This window comes from Chitinophaga sp. Hz27, from assembly GCF_042263525.1.
Taxonomy (GTDB): domain Bacteria; phylum Bacteroidota; class Bacteroidia; order Chitinophagales; family Chitinophagaceae; genus Chitinophaga.
Genome location: NZ_JBHKFJ010000003.1, coordinates 37,335 through 60,888 on the forward strand (window position 1 = coordinate 37,335; position 23,554 = coordinate 60,888).

The 23,554-nt window shown below is 42.7% G+C and carries 18 protein-coding genes and 3 tRNA genes; 7 read left to right on the plus strand and 14 right to left on the minus strand.

The features are described 5' to 3' along the window. The 8 genes from ACE38W_RS07010 to ACE38W_RS07045 form a co-directional block, all read right to left on the minus strand. On the minus strand, nucleotides 1–186 hold a 186-nt coding region (locus ACE38W_RS07010; RefSeq protein WP_375829691.1), incomplete at its 3' end, for a class I lanthipeptide. 54 nt (nucleotides 187–240) lie between these two features. Further along, nucleotides 241–432: a class I lanthipeptide gene (locus ACE38W_RS07015; protein ID WP_375829692.1), complete on the minus strand. Its 192-nt coding sequence runs from the start codon at nucleotides 430–432 to the stop codon at nucleotides 241–243. 63 nt (nucleotides 433–495) lie between these two features. Then, nucleotides 496–678, minus strand: coding sequence for a class I lanthipeptide (locus tag ACE38W_RS07020; RefSeq protein ID WP_375829693.1), 183 nt, complete (start codon nucleotides 676–678; stop codon nucleotides 496–498). Nucleotides 679–740: 62 nt separating this feature from the next. After that, nucleotides 741–923 (minus strand): class I lanthipeptide, encoded by a 183-nt coding sequence (locus tag ACE38W_RS07025; RefSeq protein ID WP_375829693.1) that lies wholly within the window; start codon nucleotides 921–923, stop codon nucleotides 741–743. A gap of 102 nt (nucleotides 924–1,025) precedes the next feature. Continuing rightward, nucleotides 1,026–1,217 (minus strand): class I lanthipeptide, encoded by a 192-nt coding sequence (locus ACE38W_RS07030; RefSeq protein ID WP_375829694.1) that lies wholly within the window; start codon nucleotides 1,215–1,217, stop codon nucleotides 1,026–1,028. Nucleotides 1,218–1,295: 78 nt separating this feature from the next. Beyond that, nucleotides 1,296–1,508 (minus strand): hypothetical protein, encoded by a 213-nt coding sequence (locus ACE38W_RS07035; protein ID WP_375829695.1) that lies wholly within the window; start codon nucleotides 1,506–1,508, stop codon nucleotides 1,296–1,298. A gap of 99 nt (nucleotides 1,509–1,607) precedes the next feature. Beyond that, the gene (locus ACE38W_RS07040) at nucleotides 1,608–1,787 is read right to left on the minus strand and encodes a class I lanthipeptide (RefSeq protein WP_375829696.1); all 180 of its coding nucleotides are present in this window, start codon (nucleotides 1,785–1,787) and stop codon (nucleotides 1,608–1,610) included. A gap of 68 nt (nucleotides 1,788–1,855) precedes the next feature. Next, the gene (locus ACE38W_RS07045) at nucleotides 1,856–4,261 is read right to left on the minus strand and encodes an outer membrane beta-barrel protein (protein WP_375829697.1); all 2,406 of its coding nucleotides are present in this window, start codon (nucleotides 4,259–4,261) and stop codon (nucleotides 1,856–1,858) included. 308 nt (nucleotides 4,262–4,569) lie between these two features. Here ACE38W_RS07045 and ACE38W_RS07050 point away from each other — a divergent pair. From ACE38W_RS07050 to ACE38W_RS07060, 3 genes are all read left to right on the plus strand, one after another. Further along, nucleotides 4,570–4,643 (plus strand) — tRNA-Asp (locus ACE38W_RS07050). Nucleotides 4,644–4,728: 85 nt separating this feature from the next. Continuing rightward, a tRNA-Tyr gene (locus tag ACE38W_RS07055) sits at nucleotides 4,729–4,810 on the plus strand. A gap of 401 nt (nucleotides 4,811–5,211) precedes the next feature. Beyond that, nucleotides 5,212–5,285: transfer RNA gene (locus ACE38W_RS07060), tRNA-Tyr, on the plus strand. Nucleotides 5,286–5,476: 191 nt separating this feature from the next. Here the strand turns inward: ACE38W_RS07060 and ACE38W_RS07065 are convergent. The 4 genes from ACE38W_RS07065 to ACE38W_RS07080 form a co-directional block, all read right to left on the minus strand. Beyond that, the gene (locus ACE38W_RS07065; protein ID WP_375829698.1) at nucleotides 5,477–6,760 is read right to left on the minus strand and encodes an HAD-IB family phosphatase; all 1,284 of its coding nucleotides are present in this window, start codon (nucleotides 6,758–6,760) and stop codon (nucleotides 5,477–5,479) included. Between the two features lie 346 nt (nucleotides 6,761–7,106). After that, the gene (locus ACE38W_RS07070; RefSeq protein ID WP_375829699.1) at nucleotides 7,107–8,156 is read right to left on the minus strand and encodes a hypothetical protein; all 1,050 of its coding nucleotides are present in this window, start codon (nucleotides 8,154–8,156) and stop codon (nucleotides 7,107–7,109) included. 242 nt (nucleotides 8,157–8,398) lie between these two features. After that, nucleotides 8,399–9,655, minus strand: a complete 1,257-nt coding sequence (locus ACE38W_RS07075; RefSeq protein ID WP_375829700.1) for a DEAD/DEAH box helicase — start codon at nucleotides 9,653–9,655, stop codon at nucleotides 8,399–8,401. Between the two features lie 293 nt (nucleotides 9,656–9,948). Beyond that, nucleotides 9,949–10,377 (minus strand): c-type cytochrome, encoded by a 429-nt coding sequence (locus ACE38W_RS07080; protein ID WP_375829701.1) that lies wholly within the window; start codon nucleotides 10,375–10,377, stop codon nucleotides 9,949–9,951. Between the two features lie 160 nt (nucleotides 10,378–10,537). Here ACE38W_RS07080 and ACE38W_RS07085 point away from each other — a divergent pair, with 160 nt between their 5' ends. Then, on the plus strand, nucleotides 10,538–11,374 hold the full coding sequence (locus ACE38W_RS07085; RefSeq protein ID WP_375829702.1) for a methylated-DNA--[protein]-cysteine S-methyltransferase: 837 nt from the start codon (nucleotides 10,538–10,540) through the stop codon (nucleotides 11,372–11,374). Between the two features lie 83 nt (nucleotides 11,375–11,457). Here the strand turns inward: ACE38W_RS07085 and ACE38W_RS07090 are convergent, their stop codons facing one another. Both ACE38W_RS07090 and ACE38W_RS07095 read right to left on the minus strand, forming a co-directional pair. Next, complete coding sequence (locus ACE38W_RS07090) at nucleotides 11,458–13,236, minus strand: RagB/SusD family nutrient uptake outer membrane protein (protein ID WP_375829703.1); 1,779 nt, start codon at nucleotides 13,234–13,236, stop codon at nucleotides 11,458–11,460. A 27-nt stretch (nucleotides 13,237–13,263) separates the two neighbouring features. Further along, the gene (locus ACE38W_RS07095) at nucleotides 13,264–16,557 is read right to left on the minus strand and encodes a SusC/RagA family TonB-linked outer membrane protein (protein WP_375829704.1); all 3,294 of its coding nucleotides are present in this window, start codon (nucleotides 16,555–16,557) and stop codon (nucleotides 13,264–13,266) included. 118 nt (nucleotides 16,558–16,675) lie between these two features. Between ACE38W_RS07095 and ACE38W_RS07100 the strand changes: the two genes are divergently transcribed. The 3 genes from ACE38W_RS07100 (at nucleotide 16,676) to ACE38W_RS07110 (ending at nucleotide 23,436) form a co-directional block, all read left to right on the plus strand. Next, nucleotides 16,676–20,755 carry a two-component regulator propeller domain-containing protein gene (locus ACE38W_RS07100; protein WP_375829705.1) on the plus strand — a complete coding sequence of 1,360 codons (4,080 nt, stop codon included), beginning with the start codon at nucleotides 16,676–16,678 and terminating at the stop codon, nucleotides 20,753–20,755. A 194-nt stretch (nucleotides 20,756–20,949) separates the two neighbouring features. Continuing rightward, complete coding sequence (locus ACE38W_RS07105) at nucleotides 20,950–23,175, plus strand: heavy metal translocating P-type ATPase (RefSeq protein WP_375829706.1); 2,226 nt, start codon at nucleotides 20,950–20,952, stop codon at nucleotides 23,173–23,175. 51 nt (nucleotides 23,176–23,226) lie between these two features. Further along, nucleotides 23,227–23,436 (plus strand): heavy-metal-associated domain-containing protein, encoded by a 210-nt coding sequence (locus ACE38W_RS07110; RefSeq protein ID WP_375829707.1) that lies wholly within the window; start codon nucleotides 23,227–23,229, stop codon nucleotides 23,434–23,436. Nucleotides 23,437–23,554 lie beyond the last annotated feature (118 nt).

Here is a 23,554-nt window from a genome sequence, read left to right on the forward strand (position 1 = left end):
TTCTGCGTAGCCAGACAGGGTGGTACAAGCGCTGCAAGTGAAGTTGTGGTGAGTACTCAGATCGCCACCTTGTACTGGCGCCTGAACACCGCCTTCTACCTGATCCAGTTCTTCACCGGTTAAATTGGCCACTTTTTCTTTGTCGAAAGAAAGTTTGTCGTTCATTAATGCGAATTGCTTTTTCATGTTTGTGATTTTTGGTTGGTTGATAAATAATTATTGATGGAATATTTGTTTTAATTATGCTTCTGCGTAGCCAGACAGGGTGGTACAAGCGCTGCAAGTGAAGTTGTGGTGAGTACTCAGATCGCCACCTTGTACTGGCGCCTGAACACCGCCTTCTACCTGATCCAGTTCTTCACCGGTTAAGTTGGCCACTTTTTCTTTGTCGAAAGAAAGTTTGTCGTTCATTAATACGAAATGCTTTTTCATGTTTGTGATTTTTGGTTGGTTGATAAATAATTATTGATGGATTTTTTGTTCTAATTATCCTTCTCAATTACCTGTAAGTGTAGTACAAGCGCTGCAAGTGAAGATGTGGTGTGTGCTCAAATCTCCTTTACCGATAGTTTCAACACCGCCACCTTCTACTTGGTCCAGTTCTTCACCATTGAGGTTAGCTACGCTTTCTTTGTCGAAAGAAAGTTTGTCGTTCATTAATACAAAGTGCTTTTTCATGTTTTGATTTTTGGTTGGTTGATAAATAATTATTGATGGATTTTTTGTTCTAATTACCCTTCTCAATTACCTGTAAGTGTAGTACAAGCGCTGCAAGTGAAGATGTGGTGTGTGCTCAAATCTCCTTTACCGATAGTTTCAACACCGCCACCTTCTACTTGGTCCAGTTCTTCACCATTGAGGTTAGCTACGCTTTCTTTGTCGAAAGAAAGTTTGTCGTTCATTAATACAAAGTGCTTTTTCATGTTTTGATTTTTGGTTGGTTGATAGAGAATTGTTGATAAAAATGAAATTAATGATTGGCGATTTTTTTAATGGTTGGGTTGGTTTGATTTTTACCTGTGCTACTATGCATCTAAATAAGCAGACATAGTATTAGAAGCGCCGCAAGTGAAATTGTGATGAGTAGTCTGATCGCCACTAACGATTGGCGACTGAACACCACCTTCTACCTGGTCTAACTCATCTGGTGTTAGGTTTGCAATCCTTTCTTTATCAAAAGGAAGCTTGCTGTTTTGTAAGGCAATTTTCTTTTTCATTTTCTTGGTTTTTGATTGTTAATACGTTAATAATTAAAAAGCTAAATGATGGTTGATAATATGGTAAGGACGTATATATTATTGTGGTTGTGTTTTATGTTCATTATCCAGACTGTAGTAATCACAGTTAAAATCATCTTGCGTACTTTGTGGCGCATGAGCTGCAAACACTCTGGCAATGGTATCTTCCATACCGGTCACTATTTTCTCCATTTCATAGCTCGACAAAATAGCTACCCGGTCTTTGTTAAGGAATAATTTTGTTTTCTGATATCTCTCCTGCTTTTTCATATTTTATATTTTTATTTTGCAGTTAATAATTTCCCTGGTATCACAGGTTTTTTTTTTAGTTTTTATGAAATGATTTTTGTTATTGATAGATGATGATGCTTATTCAGGATCAATGATGGTAGTACATAATCCGCAGGTGAAGTCATTTTTAGTACTTGCTCCACGTGTTGGAAATTTTTCATAACCTCCATTGATGCTATCGATTTCTTCTCCGGTTAGCGCTGCTATGCTTTCCTTATCCAGATTAAGTTTCGATTGATTTACTTGTATCTTTTTCATAATAATTTTTGTTTAGTTTAAATGATTGGTTTTTGTTTTTTATGTAGATAACAGGAGAGACACCTGTTTTAATTGCTTTCAATTCTTTGTTTTTCGGTTTCTATACTGCTACTTCTGATAGTGCTGGCTTTCACATTCTTATTACCGAGCTTATAAGTCAGTTGCAGTTTTACAAACCTGCTTTCTGCTTTGGCCACATTTGCCATATTCAATCCGGAAGAGAGTATGCTATATTTACTTTGGAACGTATTGAAGATGTCTGATACGCTGAGTGATACGGTGGCTGTCTTTTTCAGCATTGTTTTAGACAAACCCATATCCACGGCATAAGAAGGATCGAAATGGTACATTCCAAAAGCTTGTGCAGAGTAGTACCTGCCATTAACTTCCAGCTTAAAGCTCTGCGGCAGTTGTATGATATTGTTACTGCTGAAGTATCCTGTTACCTGGGCACTATTTAGTTGCAGATCAGAAGTAGAATTATATTTCGCATAAAAACCTCCTAGTGTATTTATAGATGTCCATTTATTGTGCAACAGTGGTAAAGAGTAAGTCACGTTACCATCTACATAGTCACCACTGCTTACATTTTCAAAAGTGGAGATCACTGCATCACCTGAAGCTGCCTTTTTAAAGATATCTGCTACCACTTTCTGATGATGCTGATAAGTAAATGCTGCCATCCATTGGTTATTGTAAGCATACGATAGTTCGAAGTTGTGCGATATAGATGGAGACAGATAAGGATTTCCCTGGAAGTAGCTATATTGGCTTCTGTAGATGATAAATGGATTCAGGATATCAAACTTAGGCCTGTCTATTTTTTCCTGGTAAGAGAAGCCAAACTGCTGCTTTTCTGATTGATTAAACTGTACGCTAAGACTAGGGAAAAAGTTGAGATAACTATTTTTGTCTGTTTGCCCTGTTGTCACAGAAATACCTTCTGTATTGGTTTGTTCTGCTCTGATCCCTGCTTGCGTTTCAAATTTTCCAAATGTTCGGGAGGCATTGAGGTATAGCGCATTGATATTTTCTTTATAGATGAAATGGTTGGTTTTTGCGCTATCTGTCAGCCATTTGCCCACAGCCTGTTGTTGCCAAATAATATCGTTGTCGATCGTATTGAAGTTTACTTTTAGTCCTGCTTCAAATCTGGCCAGCTTGGAAGGGTGTACATAATCAACAGTGACCGATTTGATGGTATTGTTGGTAGGAGAATTATTGCGTAGTGCCAACGAAGGATACTGCTCAATCATCTCACTATTAAAATACCGGGTAAGAATATCGTCGTTAATAGTTTTATCGTAGCGTAGATAATCTGCATTTACAATCAGCATTTTACCAGTGGAATCAAGCATGCTTTTGTAGTAGATATTTACTGCGGGATTATAGAAGGTAGCATGCCCGTCTGTGGCTACTGTGGAGTAAGAAGGTTCAGTACCAGGTCCTCTTTGGTCGGTATGATTCATATCATCACGATCTCTAGTATTGTACATCCCTCGCAGGAATATGCCGAACGTGTTTTTAGAATTGATATCATAATCCATTCCAGCTTTGAAAGTATGATTGTTGCGGGTGCGTACTTCATGCTCATCTTCATTGATTTTTGTAATATTCTCCATTAATCGGTTGGAGGTATTATCCATATAAGATTGGGCATGGAGGTAATCATAACCGCCGTATAAGTTCAGTTTATTATTTCGGTAGTTAATACTTGCGCCGGCATTATACCTGGCATAGGTGCCAGCACCGACTCCGAGTGTAACGACACCATTGGTGCCTAATTTTTTATTTTTGGCAGTGATGATGTTGATAACAGCACCACCGGCAGCATCATATTTGGCGGAGGGATTGGGTATGACTTCTATTCTTTCTACGCCATTGCTGGGCATAGCAGAGAGATATTCTTTTATATTATCTCCGGTGAGGTTTGTATTTCTACCATCTACCAGAACAATTACTTTTTTACCTCTGAACTGGAGCCCGTCTTTTTCAGCAACACCGGGGGCTCGCAGTACTACGTCGTAAGCATTACCGCCAGCGGCTATAGGGCTTTCGGCTACGTTCAGCACCACTTTATCAAGACGTTGAACGATAAAGGGTTTAGCCCCTGCAACGCTTACGCCTTTGAGTTGTTGCTGATCCAATGCCAGGTATATATCAGCAGGGATAGCTGTTTTGCTACCATCAATTACGATTTCATTTTTTGTATAAGGTTTGTAACCTATGTATACTACAGAAAGCGTATAGGTACCTGTAGGCAGATCTTTGAAATGGAAGCTTCCTTTTACACTACTAAGCGAATGGAAGGTAGTATCCTTACCTTTTAAAATCACTGTAGCATTTGGTAATGCTCCTTTGGTGAGACTGTCACCAACCTGGCCATATAGTTCGGTTTTTCTCTCCTGGGCTGTTGCCAGTTGTATGCCTGAGAGTAGCACCAGTATTGTTTTCGCGATTTTTATTGATTTCATAAAATGTGTTTTTTGAACTTGTTGATACAAACTTAGCGCATGGGATAAGGCATGGAAAATCCGATACACCAACTGGTATAATTGAAGTACAAAACCGGCAAATAAGAATGAAGATATCTTGGTCAGGAGCATGCGCTTTTGAGATGAATACTGCGATGTGTTAGCAGTAGTTCAGCGCTTAATCATTGAAAAAGAAAAACTTAAGATGAGCAGAGATTTATTAGAAATATTTGGTTAGTTGAAATTATTATCTATATTTGCAACCCCAAACGGGGAAAACGAACGGCTCAAAGGGCCGTCTGTATTGAGGATCGGTAGTTCAGTTGGTTAGAATGCCGCCCTGTCACGGCGGAGGTCGCGGGTTCGAGTCCCGTCCGGTCCGCACATTGAAATATGACGCTTGATGATTAATTCTTCAAGTCCAATTGGTCAAAAGAAATTGATAAGTTGTCTCTTATCTTAAAGCTGGGCAGGTTCCAGAGCGGCCAAATGGGGCGGACTGTAAATCCGCTGTCTACGACTTCATAGGTTCGAATCCTATCCTGCCCACACTAGTATTAAAGCCTTCGGTATACCGAGGGCTTTTTTCTTTTAATGTATTTTTTAGTAAGATCTCATATCAGGGCACTCCGCGGTCTCTACTCTGTAGAGAGGCGGACTGTAAATCCACTCCCTACGACTTAATAGGTTCGAATCCTATCCTGCCCACATTAGTATTAAAGCCTTCGGTATACCGAGGGCTTTTTTCTTTTAATGTATTTTTTAGTAAGATAAATCTGCAGGACCAGCGCGGTCTCTACTCTGTAGAGAGGCGGACTGTAAATCCACTCCCTACGACTTAATAGGTTCGAATCCTATCCTGCCCACATTAGTATTAAAGCCTTCGGTATACCGAAGGCTTTTTTCTTTTAATGTATTTTTTAGTAAGATAAATCTGCAGGACCAGCGCAGTCTCTACTCAGTAGAGAGGCGGACTGTAAATCTGCTCCCTACGACTTAATAGGTTCGAATCCTATCCTGCCCACACTAGGATTAAAGCCTTCGGTATACCGAGGGCTTTTTTCTTTTAATGTATTTTTTAGTAAGATCTCATAGCAGGGCACTTGACCTTCAGCTATTCAGTATAGCCTACCCCGTTACCCATCAATAATGGTATCACATAAAAAAGCCTCCGAAAATAACTTCCGGAGGCCTTATATACATTTAAGGATATTATCAGTACAGGACCCTGAAACTAATCGTGCCTGGCACTTCTCGCAATGCCTTTAATAATTGCGGCTGATAATCTGCACGTATATCTGCAATAACATATCCTATTACCTCATTGGTCATCAGATATTGAGAAACGATATTGATCTGGTGATCCGCGAATACCTGGTTCACCTTTGCCATAACACCAGGCACATTGCTATGTATGTGAATACAACGATGAACATTTTCCACCTTCGGCAATGTCAGATGCGGAAAATTACTGCTCTTGAAAGAATCACCATTGTTGATAAAACGAATCATTCTCTTGGCAACAGATGCCTGCTTCTTCAGATTATCAAATACGATCACTCCCGCTTCTGTACAGGCTTCCAGTGGCAAATGTTTTTTACCATTGCCTATGTAGCCTATCACTTTCAGCTTTTTTGCCTGCTTCAACTGCGTAGCAGATAATCCTGTTTTCTCTCCCAGCAACAACATGCTTGCCTTAGCTATCAGCTTTTCATCCAAACTATCAACCACCTTTACATTAAAACCTTCTTTCTTCAGCAACTTCACAGCATCTTCTGCTACACTCCCCGCAACCACACAGTGGATACGGTTCTTAGGGTACGATACTGCCGATGGAAGATTATTGATAAAAAGAAATTCATCCAAACTAGGTGTCACATAATCCGCCTTTTCTACTACTGATTTACGGCTGACATTCTCTGTAAAGGCATAGAACTTACGAATCATGCCGAATTCTTTCAGCTGAAAATCTGAATAACCATCACCAATTCCATGGATCTCTCCCTGTAGCTGCAACTCCTTCAGCAGCTTCACTTTGCCCCCTTCGAATGATAACGGGTTCGCCTCATCGTAGCCATTGATCCTGCCTTCACTATCAAAGGTGAAAGTATTTGCATAAATATTTTCCTTCTTGATATGATAAGGCAATACTACTGGTGTAATAAACTCTTTGAAGCCACCAGAAACGATCAGCACATCGTCTGCATGGTCCTTGAAAAACTGCTTGTTACGCGCAAAGGAAGGCGATACCAGCTTCTTCAGGTGTTTTACCAGCAGCTTCAGATGCTCCTTGTTAGCCTCCAGCAACTTCACCCTACCAGCCAAACTTTCACGGAAAGAGAGTTTTCCTTCCATCGCCTGGTTAGTCAGGTCCTCAATTTTTTTATAGATGGCTTCTCTGTCTGGATGATGTTGAAGAGAGATACGGGCGAGTTCGTCCAATGCTTCTACTTGTGTAAAAGTGCTGTCGAAATCTATGATATAGTACTTTTTACTCACTGACTATCTGTTTTGAGAAGCACAAAAATAAAAGTTTGCAAAGGTTTTTTGCGACAAACTTCCCGCCAGCAGCAAATTATACCGCTTGCATTTTTCAGAATTATAACAGTTTATAGCTGTTGCAATAAAATACAAGTATAACTGTTGCCGCTTGTACACAGCTTCTCCAGCCGGTTGCCGGGAAGAAAGATATGGATGTCATTTTCACTTACCTCAATAATCTGAATAGCGGCATGCGCCGACTCGTTGCACCTGTTCAGGTGTTCATTGGGTCCAATATCTGATTTCGTGATTAAATTAAGTTAAGGGGTACAGTTAAAATAGGCCAGGCATGTACATTCTATCGTTATTCGAACTCATAAGCAAAATTACCGATTACCCTGTTTCTGTCTTCCGGATTTACAGATAGATAACGCGCTACTTCAGCAAATACAAACTTCTTAATATCATTTTTGATGACGGAAGATTCCATTCGCCATCTGGCGGGGCCTGTCAGCTCAAAGCCTTTGCCTCGCACAGCAGCAATCAAAATCATGCTTTCTACAAGCTTACGTTTACTAATCCTGATCTTGGTCCTGGCTTTAGCAGCAGCATCCTTAATCGCCATGATCATGCCTTCCTGCACACCTTCTATCAAACTGCCACCCAGGAACAATTCATAGTGGTTTGCAAAAGATCGTACATACGATGTCGTTATCCATAGTGGCTGATAACAAAAACTGATCTGGTACACATAATCACGGATATTGGCTTTCAGGTCCATGCGAAAGAATGGATTAGCATGTGGATGTTGCGCGATAGCATGATCCATCATACGGCTTATTCCTTGCGGATACAGTAATACATTCCGTCTGAAATCAATGCGTTCATCTGAGGTGACGATTTTTATGCCTGGATAGAGATAAGCGAATTTCTGCAGCAGTAGCGTGGTTTGCTCGTAATCCACGATAAACTGGCGGAAAATAGTGGTGTCCAGTGCAAATTCAATCATGATACCACCGGGTGTTCCTTTTCCTTTGGTGATATTGAGAATATAACATCCTTGTTTGCTATCGATTGTATAGATATCCTCCTCATGGTGAATCTCTATTTCGGCATGTGCACTGAGCGCTATCATGATGGCAATAGGCAATGCACTTGTCTGCTCCATTTCGGGCAGATCAAGGTTATTCACGCAGTTGATGAGTCCTGCGGTTGCTACTTTCGTTGCTGACAGCCGAATACTTCCTGAATGCAGAAATTCAATAGTTATGGTCGTTTCATCCCTGGTCTCAGTTAACATCTCTTCCAATACATATTCCAGCATATTCGCGAAGCCCGTAAATTTCAAATTCCCAATAAACATCGCAGGTCGAGAACGTATCAGCTCATTCAATTTGTTGGCGCGGGTATCCATCTCTTAAAAAAGGGTCAAATTCAAAAAAATAATAATATTCCGTCACAATGTCGTATGAAAAATCGCTACTATCTCATTTAGTTTTTATGAACATTGGCAAATCGTCGCTCAAAATAAGCAATAACGGAGTTTCATAGGCCGATAAATTTTCTCAAATGATAGCTTTAACTAAGGGGAGTGTCATTTTTTTGAGTTTTCGGGCATAAAAAAACCGGGAAGTTCGTCCCGGCTTCATCATATGCTTAAAAATCGATTTTGTTGCGTTTATCTGTCTGATAGCGTTTTTTATGCTGATTAGAAGGCTTCGGCTTTCTTGGCTCCCGGCGCGGGTTTCCGGGGTTGCCTCTATCAGCTTCCAGGTTTGCAGCCTCTGCAAATGGATGACGTAGCACCGTAATCGGTTGCTTTGTTAATTTACCAATATTATTTAGGAAACCACGCTCATTCACATCACAGAACGACAGTGCAATACCATCATGGCCTGCCCTACCTGTACGTCCAATACGATGCACATAGGTTTCCGGTACATTAGGTAAGTCAAAGTTGATCACATGTTCCAGTGAATCTACATCAATGCCTCTTGCAGCAATATCTGTAGCTACCAGTACACGCAGTCCGCCTCCTTTGAAGTTGGTCAGCGTAACCTCTCTTGATTCCTGTGATTTATCGCCATGCAATGCATCCGCACGTATACCGCTGCGTTTCAGGTGCTTGGCAATATTATCTGCGTTATGTTTAGTTTGTGTAAATACAATGGTACGTTTGATATCTCTGTTCTTCAATATCAGTTCCAACAAAGCCTGTTTGTCCTTTTTACGTACATAGTAAACACCTTGCTCAATCCTTTCAGCAGTAGAAGAAACGGGAGTTACCGTTACTTTTTCGGGCTTATAGAGCATACTGTTTGCCAGCTGAGAAATCTTAGGCGGCATCGTTGCAGAAAAAAACAGTGTTTGCCTTTCTTGTGGCAGTTCCTTGATGATTTTCTTGATATCATTCACAAAACCCATATCCAACATACGGTCTGCTTCATCCAGCACAAATACTTCCAAATGACTTAGATAAACATATCCCTGGTTCATCAGGTCCAGGAGGCGGCCAGGCGTAGCAATGAGTATATCTGTGCCATTACGCAGCGATATCACTTGTTTATGCTGTGGTACCCCACCAAAGATTACATCATGTTTTAAATCGGTAAACTGACTGTAAGACTGGAAATTATCCCCGATCTGAGAGGCTAATTCGCGTGTAGGTGTAAGGATGAGAGCACGAACATGCTTATAAGCCTGTGCGCCTCTGTCTTCTTTGTATAACTTTTGTATGATAGGAATCGCAAATGCGGCGGTTTTTCCTGTGCCGGTTTGTGCACATCCAAGCAGGTCTCTGCCTTGCAGTACAATAGGTATAGATTGTTGCTGTATGGGGGTTGGGGTTGTATAACCCTGAGCTTCCACAGCTTTTAATATAGGCTTGATCAGCCCTAATTGCTCAAATTGCATGTTCAAAATTTTAGCCCGGAAACGTGGCACCGGAGTCATCAACATCAGTAAAAGGCAGGTGTCCGTGTATACGTCGGGGTGACCGGATGAGCTTATTATAAAATAATTGAAAGTTTATCTGGTCTGTTATTAAAAGTTTACAAGATAAGTCCTTGTATATCTGACCAATGAGGAGCGCAGATTTTCGTCGTACGTGTTTTAATCTCAAAAGACGGTACCAAAGATACGGCTTTTTGGGTTCTTCATAGTGTTAAAAGTAAAGGCCCTTACTACAGGGCCTTATACCGGATAAATTACTTAGATGGAGCAGGCGGCGCTGGCGGCGTCTGTCCTTCGGCTGGTTTACTGGCTGGTTCCTGATTACCATGGTGACAGGTATAGCAGGTAACAGTCATTGGCTCTGCACCTTTGAAGAATTTCTTGTTGATACGCTTGGTCATACGCATCATATCACGTGCAATCTCCTTGTGTGGGTTGTCATCACTTGCGAAATCCATTTTCTTAGGATCATCTTTGCTCGGAGCATGACAGAAATTACATCTTACACCTAATGCACTGTTGAAATTACGCATTACAACAATCAGCTCTTCGTGGCTGATATCTTTAGGCAATACCTTCAGATTTTTAGGCTTTTCCTGCTGCTGTGGCAGTGATAAAGAACATAATGAGCCAGCAGCAATGATTGCAGCAGCCACTACGACTACGCTCTTTTTAAGTTTCATGACCTTGGATTTAGACTGGATTAAGACAGTTATTTGCTTCCTTTATAGATGAAATCTACAAAAAAATATCATATCCCAAAATTTTATATAGATAAAAGCGCAAGTTTCGGGTTTACAGGCAGTAATCACCGGCTTAATTTTGTTGTAAATTGATGGAGATATGAACAACTACGATAAAGTGGCAACGGCCATCACGTATATCAGGGAGCATTTTAAAGAACAGCCCGACCTCAGCGAAATCGCTGCGGCAGCACATCTCAGCCCCTATCACTTTCAACGGGTATTTGCAGAATGGGCAGGTGTATCTCCCAAAAAATTCCTGCAATACCTCACACTCGACTACGCAAAACAATTACTGCGAGAAGAACATACCACCTTGCTGGATGCCGCCTTCGAAGCTGGTCTCTCTGGTACCAGCAGACTGCACGACCTCTTCATAAATATAGAAAGTATGACGCCGGGAGAATATAAAAACGGTGGAAAAACATTACATATCAACTACAGTTTTGCAGAAAGTCCATTTGGTAATATCCTCGTAGCAAGTACGCCTAAAGGTATTTGTTATATGGCTTTTGCAGATGACCAAGACACTGCGCTACAGGAACTTTACGCCAATTTCCCGGAAGCGGAATTCAAACAAATGACGGATATGCTACAACAAAATGCATTGTATATTTTTCGTCAGCAACCTACCAGTCTGCCTGAAATCAAACTGCATCTCAAAGGCACACCATTTCAGCTGAAGGTATGGGAAGCACTGCTGAAAATACCAATGGGTAACCTGCGCACCTATACACAAATCGCAACAAGCATCCAGCATCCAAAGGCTTCAAGAGCAGTAGGTACCGCGATCGGTAGCAACCCGGTAGCATTCCTGATACCTTGTCACCGCGTGATCAAAGCAACAGGAGAAACCGGTGGATATCATTGGGGCAGTACGCGCAAAACAGCTATCCTGGGATGGGAAGCAGCGCGTACCCAACCAACGGATCAATGATGGGGTACAGATGAAAGGCCTCTGTTATAAAAAATAAGCCTCCTGGAAAGGAGGCTTACTCGTTTGTTTGACTTTATATTGCTCTATTCAATCCAGCCTTTATTCTGATCCAGCTTCGGATTATTTTGTCTTTCTGTTAATGGAATAGCCCAGGTATACAACTGATCTCCCAGCCATACAAACGGTACTACCACCGTTCCCCAGATTTGTTTGATACCATTACCTGGATAGAATACATCATCTTTCCAGGTTTTCCAGCGCAGCTCATCAAAGTAGGAAATACCTTCGTTCGGGAATTCTGCCAGGCGCTCATGACGAATACGTTTGCGTAAATCATCCTGTCCTGCAACGGTAGTAGCCGGAGAAGAATTCAGCAAACCTACACCAGCACGACCTCTTACCTGGTTCACCAGATCAACAGCCCCAGAGGTATTACCCTGCTCATTCAGTGCTTCAGCCCACATCAATACTACATCTGCATAACGGATAATTGGAAAATCAATACCACCGGAAGTACGGTTAGGTAATTGTGTTGAACCAGTATAAACGAATTTTCTATGCAGATAGTAGAAGAAAGATTTAGTATCTGTCAGCAAGTCCAATGTTGGCGGCAATTCATTTCTTACCGGCCAGCGCATGGTAAATGTTTGATCAGCACCATTGATATTTCTGCCGACATAGGTAGAATATGGCGTGATAACGTTTGCATTCAGACGTGGATCTCTATTAGCATAAACCGCCTGAATTCTCTGTTCATTACCATCAGGCAGATAATCAGCCATATAAGCGCCACGGCCGGCAGCTGCCGTCTTTTCTGCATCTGTAAGATTATTACGGAGGAAGTAAACTTCACGCTGTGCAGGTGTTTTGCTGCTGTACCCCGGAATAACAGCATCCCAGTTAAATGCACTACCATCTTTATTTTCGTAGCCATCCACCAGGTCTGGTGCGATCAGGTAAGTGTTCCAGCAGGAGCCAAAAGAAGAACGACTGCCGCAATAAAACTGTGTAGTGCTTCCAAATCCATCTACCGGCAGGTTCTGGATAGAGAAGATACACTCGTCACTTTCTTCGTTCGCTTCGAGGAACAGTTCACGGTAAGTAGGGAACAGAGTATAGCCAGCATCTTTCACACTCTGGAAATCTGCAATCGCCTTATCCCAAACTTTCTGATACATGTATACTTTACCTCTCAGTGCATAGGCTGCACCTTTGGTAGCATGACCAAAGCTGGCATTACCTTTTGCATACTTTGCAGGAAGATTCGGTTCTGCAACTGCTTCCGTCAGATCTTTAATCACCTGCGCCCATACCTCATCCTCGGTGTTACGCGGACGCATCAGGTCATTGATATTCCTTGGATCTAAATAGATAGGCACACCTTTAAACACTTGGTTCAGGCGGAAATAATAATAAGCACGCATAAACTTCATCTCTGCGAGATAACGGCTTTTCTTTTCCGGTGCAGAAGGTGAAACTTTTTGCAGATTGTAAATGGCATCGTTTGCACGGAAAACGCCTTCATACAAATCCTGCCATACTGAAGAAAACATTCCGTTTGCTGGTGTGGCTGTACCTGTCTGGAATGCATCTCCATCACGGCCCTGTCCATCAATAAAACGGCTGTATTGATACAACTCTCTTCCACTCGCACCACCAGTGCTATAGCCCATTTTCAATTGCTGATAAACACCGGAAACACCCAGGTCGGTCAGGTTGTCGGTTGTCCACATAGTAGCGGAAGAAACCGAAGTATAAGAGTGCGTATCCAACAGGTTTTTACGGCAGCCTGCCAGCGTCAGCACACCTAGCACCAGCGCTGCTCCTGTTAAGTATCTTCTTTTGATATCTATATAATTCATTGTAGTATCTTCTTTTTGTCTGAAAAATTATAAACCAAGGGTAATACCAGCAGCCACTTGTTTCATGGTTGGATAACCGATACCCTGACTTAATTCAGGATCTATACCTTCCCATTTGGTCAGCGTCAGCAGGTTTTCACCGGAAACAAATACACGACAGCTATGCAAACGCAAACGTTTCATCACATCAGCAGGCAGTGTGTAACCAATCTGGATATTTTTCAGTTTTACATAATTGGCATTATACAGCCAGAAGGTGCTAGCAGTGTTGTTGATAGCATCGCCATTGTATTTCAGACGAGGAAAATGACCGTTGATATTATTTCTTGGATCATTAGGATTTGCATCGTTGAAATAATAGTGATCATCTGCAATACGAGAAGCAATCGCATTACCCGTACGTACAATGGAGTTATCATATCCTTCCTGATTCCAGTAGAATTGCAGACCTAATGCGCCCTGAATCTGTAATGACAGATCAAAGTTTTTATACGCCAGATTGGTATTAAAACCGAAGATGAACTTAGGATCTTTGTTAGTACCAGTAAACTTCCTGTCGTAGCTGTTACCATAAATACCATCACCATTCAGATCAGCGAAGATGAAGTCGCCATAATACAGCTGTGATTTACCTGTAGCATTTACTGGTGAGAAAGTATAACCTGCGGCTTTCATGTCTTGTACCCACTGGTAGTCAGCAGCAGTTCTGATCATACCATCTTTAGGACCGCCATTGATGTTTACGGAACCATCTGCATTTTTGTAAGAACCATTACCATGGTATAGCTGACGCAGATAGTATTCGCCGATCATATGACCTTCCACGTTTGGATTAACAGCACTGGTGCTGGATGCGACAGCACCGATGTTGCTGTTATATACTTTGGAGCCATTCACTGTGCTCCAACCTTCTACTAATTCGCCTTTGTATTTGGTGATCTGGTTACGGTTGTAAGCGAAGTTACCGCCGATAGAATAGCGGAAATCACCTTTATTTCCTTGCCAGTTCAGGGTAATTTCAATACCCTTATTGTTGACGCTTGGGCCGTTTACAGTAGGTGCGGCAACGTTACCTGCTGTCAGTGGCAGTGGAACAGTTGTAAGGATACCAGTTGTCTGGCGGTTATATAAATCCAGTTCTACAGATAAATGTCTGTCGAAGGTGCTGAAGTCTAAACCAATGTCAGTTTGTGCAGTGCTTTCCCAACGAAGGTTAGGGTTGGCAATTTTTCCCTGCACCAGGGAAGATGTCTGGTTACCACCATAAGAATAGTTATTGGGGCCATAAGTGGCTTGCCAATCGTACACGCCTGCGGCATCGTTTCCGAGTTTACCCCATGAACCTCTCAGTTTCACATCCTGGAAGAGATGAGAGAAGGACTTAGCAAACGACTCTTCTGAAATGCGCCAGCCGGCAGAGAAAGAAGGGAAGTTACCCCATCTGTTGTTGGAACCGAATCTGGAAGAAGCATCTCTACGCATATTAGCTTCGAACATGTATTTGTCTTTGTAGATGTAGTTCACTCTACCAAAGAAGGAACGCATAGAACGATCGAAGGCCGTACCGTTGATAGAAGACATGGTAGTACCGGTACCGATGTTGGTAATGGTAGCATCCAGCAGTCCCATCATGGTGGCGCCGAAGTTAAAGTACTTCCAGTAGTATTCGTTATAACCTACCATGGCGTTGAAGCTATGCGCACCCCATTGGTTGTTGTAGCGCAGGATCTGGTCCATGGTGTAACTATAGTCCTTGCTCTGTCCCTGACCAGTAGTCAGGTTATTAGGCAGTGCTGCCTGTACAGCGATGGTGTTGGTGGCAAAATTCCAGCGGTCCAGCGGAATGGTATAGTCAGTAGAGTCAGTACCTCTTACCTGGTAGTTAAACCGGCTTTCGAGGACAAGATTTTTAAGGACATGAATGTTGGAATATAAAGTAGTATTGATTCTGGACGTCTGGTTAGTACCACCTGCACCATAGAGGTAGCCGAGCAGGTTATTTAATCCGGCAGATTCATCAGATGAAGATGGAGCGCCGAATTTGCCATTGTACATCGGATACAATCCTGGTGTGGTCTGGCGGAGGAAGTTGAAGAGATTACCCACATTTCCTTTGTCCTGGTTCTGGATTGATGCAAACGTTTGCGTTCCAAGGGTCAGAAAATCAGTTACTTTCACTTCAACATTTGCGCGCATTTCATAGCGGTTGATACCAGTATTATGCATAACACCAGGGTTGCCGAGGTAGCGTGCAGAGATATTATATAATACATTATCACTACCACCAGTAACCTGGAAGTTATGGTTTTGGATCAGGCTATTCTCGAAAATGGTTTTTCCCCAATCGGTATTAGGATAAGCTACATAGTTAGGGATACCAAATTCATTGAGTTTGTTTGGATCTTTTTGCGCAGCCTTCCACAGATCGATGTTGGACTGCTGATAAGGAGCTGCCTGACCAAGGTTGGTAGCACCTTCGTTGAAAAGCTCCATGTGACGTACATAGTCGGTCACGAACTTAGGCTTATTATTAGGAGTAGCCTGTGAGAAGATGCCGGTGTAGTTAAACTGAGGCTTTCCTTTGGTTCCTTTTTTAGTAGTAATAAGAATTACACCATTTGCCGCCTGCGCACCATAGATGGAAGCAGCAGCAGCATCTTTCAGGATAGAAATGGAAGCGATATCAGATGGGTTTACCGCATCCATTGTTCCGATGATACCATCAATAACAACCAGCGCGCCGGCATTATTCAGGGTACCAGTACCTCTTACACGGATAGTGGCACCATCCAGGCCTGGTTGGCCTGAGTTCTGTACTACGCTCACACCGGCAGCAAGGCCACCAAGTGCAGAGGATACGTTGGTCACAGGTCTCGCTTCCAGTTGCTTGGAACCGATAGCGGATACCGCGCCAGTCATATTAACTTTTTTCTGTACACCATAACCTACCACTACTACTTCATTCAAACCAGTTTCTTTAGAATGAAGTAATACGCTGTAGGATGATGCAGCGCCAGTTTGGAGTTCGGCGTTGTCGTATGACATCCCCGAAAAGACAAGGATAGCACCGTCTGGCACCACTGCCTTGAAATTACCGTTTCCGTCGGTAACACCGATAGGCTTACCTCCTTTTATGTGGAAACTTACTCCGGGAATTGGCATACCCGTGGAATCTTTCACTGTTCCCTGGATGTTCTTCGTTTGTGCAAATAAGAATAACGGGGAAAACACAAATACGAATAACATCAACCGCATAGCAGTAAAGAGCTGGTTTTTCTCCTTCTTGAGTTGCGGCTCACAAATTCTTCTTTGAAAATGCATTGTGGAAATTTTAGAAATTAACTAATTAGAGTTGGTTGACGTGGTTTTTTAAAACACAGGCATACAAGAATTCTTACCTACAAAATTGTATATTTGGCAGTACGGGAGGGGGGCAATAATGAATTTAAATAGGGGCGCTTTCTTAAATCTTTCGACCAAAACAGCAGTGAACAGCAATTTCTCCACCATATTGGCAGTGGTACTACTGCTTTTATTACCACTTTTTTCCAGGTCGCAACAGCAGAACCTGAAGTTTCATCATATTAATACAGAGAAAGGTCTGAGCCAGAATTCCGTGCTGGCGATCACCCAGGATAAAGAAGGTTTCCTGTGGTTTGGTACACAGAGTGGCCTTAACAGATACGATGGTAATAATATGAAAGTCTTTAACAGCCGTGATAAAAACGGACTGTCGCACGGCTATATACTTTCCCTTTTATGCGATCATAATAACCAATTGTGGATAGGCACCGGGCAGGGCCTCAATAAATTTGATAAGGTTACGCAAACGTTTGCATCATATCTTCCTAAAACCAATAAATGGGATAACGCCAACGTCATCACCAGCATAGCCGAAAGCCCAAAAGCCCTATGGATAGGCACTAAAGATGGACTATTTAAGTTTTTACCCTCCCTAAAATCCTTCGAAAAAGTCAACCTCGACAACGCACTACCTAACCAGGAACGCTTAATAATATATGATATATGGCCCGCTCAAAATGGTGACCTATGGGTAGCCTCCAGCGGTGGCATACTTATATTAGATATACATACATCCCAGACTCAGATCAAAAAAATCCAACAACACTTCTCCCCTACCAACAACGAAATATCCGCAACAGCCATAACGGAATATCCCAAAGGCAACTTCTGGGTAGGCACCCAAAATAACGGCATGCTCCTTTGCGACAGCAGTGGCGCCATCACCCGCTCCTTCACCGCCGCCAATAATCCCGGATTTGTCAGCGACCATATAAGAAAAGTTATCGTAGACAGCGTCCGGAATAAAGTACTGGTAGCCACACAAAACGGATTGGTCATCATTAATGCTTCAGATAAATCCATTACACCCTGCCAACATTTTTCCAGAAACCCGCAAAGCATTGAAAAGAACTCCCTCTGGAGCCTCTACCTCGCCACAGATGGCAGCTATTGGATAGGCTCCTATTTCGGCGGCGTGAGCGTTTCTGATGGCGACCATTCCGCTTTCAATACCTGGCCAGGAACAGAAATGTACCCAGGCATCGGTAACCCCGTCATCAGCGGCATGACGAAAGATAAAAATGGACAGCTATGGATTTGTACAGAAGGTAATGGATTGATACAGCTAGATCCCCGTTCCTTACAATATAAGGTGTACCGCAACAGCCAGGCAGCCAACAGCATCAGCTCCGACCTCCTGAAATGCATCTTCCTCGATAAAGAAGGTCAGCTATGGATAGGCTCCCACAGCGGAGGCCTCAATATGCTCAATACCGCCCGCAACAGCTTCTCCCATTATGCACTCTACCAAAATTTACAAACAGAACGGGCAAACGAAATCTACGCCATCTCCGAAACCAACAATGGCAAACTACTAGTTGGCGGTAAGCATGGCCTCTTCGCAATCACTAAAGGCAGCAACGAATTCGAAACAAAGAATTTCCTGCAGCTACTCCGCCCCTCCACCAACGCCCTATTCCAGCTCAATACCACCCAACACCTGGCTGGCACTCAGGAAGGTCTATACCTCATTGAAAATAACCAGGCCACCCGCCTCTTCGACGGACTCGCTATCAACTGCATCCTGCCTCAATCAAACGAAATCATATGGCTGGGGACCAAAGCCGGATTATATACCTATAACCTGAAAAGCCGCCGCCTGCTGAAAAGCAATATCAAGGCGCTGGATATCAGCATACTCAGTATCAGCACCGACCCTCGTAAAAACCTCTGGCTCAGCACAGAAAACGGTCTCTTTATGCTGACTCCGGATAACTCCATACATCATTACCTCGCCAGCGATGGCCTGGCCAACAATCAATTCAACTACAACTCCGTTATAACCGACAACGAAGGCCGCATCTTCTTCGGGGGTAATGATGGCCTCACCTATTTTCATCCGGCTGATATAAAAATCAATACCTCCATCAGCCCACTGATGTTTACCGGTATCACCATGCTGGACTCAGCAGCCAACAACATGACCGCCCAGCTAACAACTGATTTAAACCATACAGATCATATAACACTTAATAATAAACAAGCTTCTTTCAGTCTCCAGTTCGCATTACTGAATTATATAAAATCTGAAAAAAATCAATATGTCTACCAGCTGGAAGGTTTCGATAAAAACCCAAGAACAACGCTTTTTCCCACAGCAGCTTACATTAACCTCCCACCAGGGGATTATACCTTTACCGTAAAAGGCATCAACAATGATAATATCGAAAGTGCAGTAAAACATTTACACATAACCGTACTACCACCACTATGGCGCACATGGTGGGCATATACGATTTATGCCCTGCTGATATTTGCGCTGATCTTCAGCACCATTCGCTATATCTTCCTGCAACTCATTCTGAAAAAAGAAGAATACCTACATCAACAGAAGCTGGATTTCTTTACCAATATCTCCCATGAGATCAGAACCCACCTAACCCTGATAGTGGCGCCAGTAAGCAATTTGATGCATCAGAAAGAAATGCCACCAGCAAACAAAGCGGCCTTAATCCAGGTGGAAGCCAATGCTTCAAGACTCATGCAACTGGTCAATGAGCTAATGGATTTCAGGAAGATAGAAAGAGGTTACATGCACCTTCACATCGCCAGCTATGAAATAAATAGTTTCCTCGATGATATCTACAAGGCATTTTTGCCTGTAGCCGAAAGCCGCAATATCTCCCTGACATTTACACCACTAAAAAAAGATATCCAGCTATTTTTTGATAAACATCAGCTGGAGAAGGTTTGCTTTAATCTGATTTCAAATGCCTTCAAATTCACGCCAGACAGTGGTCATATCTGTATTAAATTATTTGCAGATGAGGAACAATGTCGTATAGAAATTGCAGATAATGGATTTGGTATAGACGATGATTATAAAGATAAAATCTTTGAAAACTATTACCAGATAAACGATCATACCCGCCAGAATACCGGCTATGGCATCGGTCTGGCACTCTCCCGCAAAATCGTGGAATTACATAATGGCAGCTTATTCCTCTCTGATAAAACCAGTGAATATTCCACTGTTTTCCACATCGTGCTCAAACAAGGTACCGAGCATTTCCAGGGCGATCATGTTCACTTTGATGGAAAGCCAGGCAGCCTGGGTATCACACCACAAGTATTACTTCAACCTGAAATAAATACCTCTTCCGATCAGGAAGAAATCACCGACAAAAACCGCAAAACCGTGCTGGTAGTGGAAGACAACCTACTGATACAAGAACTCATCAAAGGTATTCTCTCTCCGTTCTACCAGGTTACCATCGCTTCCAATGCTGAATCAGGACTGGTGATAGCACAGGAAATATTGCCAGATATTGTCATCAGTGATGTGATGATGCCAGGCATGAATGGGTTTAAATTCTGTCAATTGCTGAAATCAGATACACTCACCGCACATATTCCCATCATCTTGCTAACAGCAAAAACTTCTACAGATGATCAGATTTATGGGCTGGACCAGGGGGCAGACATCTATCTCTCCAAACCATTCAATTCACGTATATTATTATTACATGTACGCAATCTCGTGCGTAACCAGGAAAACATCCAACATAAAATTGCAGCGCATTATCTTAATAATAAAACAACAGATATCCCTGAAACCTCAGCCGCCGAAGCAGAAAGCATTGCAGCTTCCGGCCTCAGTGAAACAGATCAGCGATTCCTCGAACGTTTAGTAAATCACGTAGATGAATATATTGCTGATGCAGAACTAGGCGTGCAGGCACTTACCAAAGAATTTGCTATGAGCGCACCCGTATTATATAAGAAGATATACGCGGTTACTGGTTTGTCTATTCATGAGTTTATCAAAATCCAACGACTCAGAAAAGCTTGCGTGTTATTGAAAGATAAGGAAATGAATATCTCTGAAGTCGCATACTCCGTTGGTTACAACGATCGCAAATATTTCAGTAAAGAGTTTAAGAAATTCTTTGGTATTAACCCTACGGAATATCTGAAACAAACTACTACCGAATAAACCACCCGCGGGAGACTGAAGGCTCTTCAGCAACCTTCCATCTCCCCTTCAAACATCCTACCACATTGACTTACAACCCATCTCCCTATCACATAATTATCTACCTGCACCAGAAATTATATAAATCATATCCATGATTGTATAACAATTCCGCACCTGTTGTGTCCGACCTTTGATCTATCAATTTGAATCATATGGAAACACAGGAACAAATCATAAAAAAGACATTCCCTATCACCGGCTTAAGCTGCGCCTCCTGCGCTGTTAGCGCAGAATCTATGCTGAGCGCCACGCCAGGCGTAGTGCATGTAGGCGTTAACTTCGCCAACTCCAGCGCCACCGTGGAATATCAACCATGGGTAGTAGGCCCTGATGGCTTAAAAGCCGCTATACAGTCTATCGGTTATGACCTGGTAACAGAAGAATCCGAAGAAGCTACTGCAGCCCTGGAAGATCTGCATCGCAATAAATTTGAAACACTGCGTAAAAAGGCCATCTGGTCTATCATATTCTCTGTACCACTGGTAATCATTGGTATGATATATATGAATATGCCTTACGCTAACTATATTATGTGGGCACTCGCTACACCAGTAGTATTGATCTTTGGCCGCCAGTTTTATGTGAATGCCTGGCGCCAGGCCAAACACAGAGCTGCTAACATGGACACGCTGGTAGCACTGAGCACCAGTATCGCTTATATCTTCAGCGTTTTCAACACTCTCCTCCCTGAATTCTGGCACAGCCGCGGATTACACGCACACGTATACTTCGAGGCCGCCGCAGTAGTGATAACCTTTATCCTCTTAGGCCGGCTCCTTGAAGAAAGAGCGAAATCAAATACCTCTTCAGCCATTAAAAAATTAATAGGACTGCAACCTAAAACAGTACAACTCATCCAGGACAATGGTGAAACGGTAGAAGTGCCGCTGTCACAAGTAAAAGTGGGTGATTTATTACTGGTGAAACCAGGTGAAAAAATCCCTGTAGATGGAGCAGTAACCACTGGTAGTTCTTATGTAGATGAAAGCATGATCTCCGGAGAACCTTTACCAGTACTGAAAGAGAACGGCGCGGAAGTATTCGCTGGCACTATTAATCAGAAAGGTGTATTACGTTTCAAAGCCCTGAAAGTAGGCGGTGATACCATGCTGGCACAGATCATCAAAATGGTGCAGGAAGCACAAGGTAGTAAAGCGCCGGTACAAAAGCTCGTAGATAAAATCGCTGGTATATTCGTTCCCGTTGTAACGGGATTGGCTATACTAACATTGATCGCGTGGCTGATCTTCGGTGGCGACAATGGCTTCACACAAGGTATGCTGGCCATGGTAACAGTACTTGTCATTGCTTGTCCATGTGCTTTAGGTCTTGCCACACCAACCGCTATCATGGTAGGTGTAGGAAAAGGAGCTGAAAACGGTATGCTTATTAAAGATGCAGAAAGCCTTGAATTAGCACACAAAATCAACGCTGTAGTACTCGATAAAACTGGTACTATCACCGCTGGCAAACCAGCAGTAACCGGCATCCAATGGAAAGCAGGCATCGACACAGAACGAGCTGCCAGACTGCTTTACAGCATCGAGCAACAATCCGAACATCCATTGGCATCAGCTATTGTTAAATACTTAAACGTAAATGAAACCATACAACCGGAACACTTTAATAGCGTGACTGGTAAAGGCGTTGAAGCCACCTACAGTGGTAAAAAATACTACGCCGGTAGCAGAAATTATATTAATAGTCTTGGTGTAAAAGTAGGCGCACAGCTGGAAGCACAGTCTGACCGCTGGCTAGCAGATGCAGCAACCGTTATTTGGTTTGCGGATGAAAGAGAAGCACTGGCTGCTGTGGCTATCGCGGATCAGATTAAAGAAACCTCCGCCGCCGCTGTGAAAAAACTGGAGAACATGGGTGTAACTGTTTACATGCTCACCGGTGATAATGAACAGACGGCAAAAATTGTAGCTGAGAAAACAGGTATCACGCACTTCAAAGCAAACGTACTGCCAGCCGATAAAGCGGCCTTTGTAGAGAAACTGCAAAAGCAAGGTAATGTGGTAGCGATGGCCGGCGACGGTATCAACGATAGCCACGCACTGGCACAGGCAGATGTGAGCATCGCGATGGGTAAAGGTACAGACATTGCCATGGACGTGGCCCGCATGACGCTCATCTCTTCAGACCTGTTGATGATACCTAAAGCAATTAAACTATCCAGGCAAACGGTGAAGCTTATACGTCAAAACCTTTTCTGGGCATTCATCTACAACCTGATAGGTATTCCTTTAGCCGCAGGCATATTATATCCTGTAAATGGTTTTCTTTTAAATCCAATGATCGCAGGAGCAGCCATGGCACTGAGTTCTGTATCTGTGGTAGCAAATAGTCTGCGATTAAAATGGAGCAAACTTTAAACAAATTTTTAAACAATTTTATTCATAAACAATAATATAAATCAAATCAATATGGAAACTTACAAATTCAAAACCAATATCAATTGTAGCGGATGTGTGGCAGGAGTAACTCCACACTTAAATCAAGCAGAAGGCGTTGAAAAATGGAACGTTGATACTGCAAATCCACAGAAGGTATTAACAGTAGAAGCAGCGGGTGTTTCTGCAGAAGAAGTAGCAGCGATCGTAGCAAAAGCTGGTTTCGTTGCAGAAAAGATCTAAGAAAATATCAATACAGCATCAAGACAATGGAGCCGTCCATACCTAGTATGGGCGGCTTATTTGTGAGGTTGGTTTCGGGCACCAACCAAAACAAATGTCCCTCCCGAGTGGGAGGGAC

What these genes read in the sequence shown, in the direction of transcription:
- ACE38W_RS07015 (WP_375829692.1), bottom strand. Translation starts at nt 432, where the DNA reads ATGAAAAAGCATTTCGTATTAATGAACGACAAACTTTCTTTCGACAAA.
- ACE38W_RS07020 (WP_375829693.1), bottom strand. Translation starts at nt 678, where the DNA reads ATGAAAAAGCACTTTGTATTAATGAACGACAAACTTTCTTTCGACAAA.
- ACE38W_RS07025 (WP_375829693.1), bottom strand. Translation starts at nt 923, where the DNA reads ATGAAAAAGCACTTTGTATTAATGAACGACAAACTTTCTTTCGACAAA.
- ACE38W_RS07030 (WP_375829694.1), bottom strand. Translation starts at nt 1,217, where the DNA reads ATGAAAAAGAAAATTGCCTTACAAAACAGCAAGCTTCCTTTTGATAAA.
- ACE38W_RS07035 (WP_375829695.1), bottom strand. Translation starts at nt 1,508, where the DNA reads ATGAAAAAGCAGGAGAGATATCAGAAAACAAAATTATTCCTTAACAAA.
- ACE38W_RS07040 (WP_375829696.1), bottom strand. Translation starts at nt 1,787, where the DNA reads ATGAAAAAGATACAAGTAAATCAATCGAAACTTAATCTGGATAAGGAA.
- ACE38W_RS07045 (WP_375829697.1), bottom strand. Translation starts at nt 4,261, where the DNA reads ATGAAATCAATAAAAATCGCGAAAACAATACTGGTGCTACTCTCAGGC.
- ACE38W_RS07070 (WP_375829699.1), bottom strand. Translation starts at nt 8,156, where the DNA reads ATGGATACCCGCGCCAACAAATTGAATGAGCTGATACGTTCTCGACCT.
- ACE38W_RS07075 (WP_375829700.1), bottom strand. Translation starts at nt 9,655, where the DNA reads ATGCAATTTGAGCAATTAGGGCTGATCAAGCCTATATTAAAAGCTGTG.
- ACE38W_RS07080 (WP_375829701.1), bottom strand. Translation starts at nt 10,377, where the DNA reads ATGAAACTTAAAAAGAGCGTAGTCGTAGTGGCTGCTGCAATCATTGCT.
- ACE38W_RS07085 (WP_375829702.1), top strand. Translation starts at nt 10,538, where the DNA reads ATGAACAACTACGATAAAGTGGCAACGGCCATCACGTATATCAGGGAG.
- ACE38W_RS07090 (WP_375829703.1), bottom strand. Translation starts at nt 13,236, where the DNA reads ATGAATTATATAGATATCAAAAGAAGATACTTAACAGGAGCAGCGCTG.
- ACE38W_RS07095 (WP_375829704.1), bottom strand. Translation starts at nt 16,557, where the DNA reads ATGCATTTTCAAAGAAGAATTTGTGAGCCGCAACTCAAGAAGGAGAAA.
- ACE38W_RS07100 (WP_375829705.1), top strand. Translation starts at nt 16,676, where the DNA reads ATGAATTTAAATAGGGGCGCTTTCTTAAATCTTTCGACCAAAACAGCA.
- ACE38W_RS07105 (WP_375829706.1), top strand. Translation starts at nt 20,950, where the DNA reads ATGGAAACACAGGAACAAATCATAAAAAAGACATTCCCTATCACCGGC.
- ACE38W_RS07110 (WP_375829707.1), top strand. Translation starts at nt 23,227, where the DNA reads ATGGAAACTTACAAATTCAAAACCAATATCAATTGTAGCGGATGTGTG.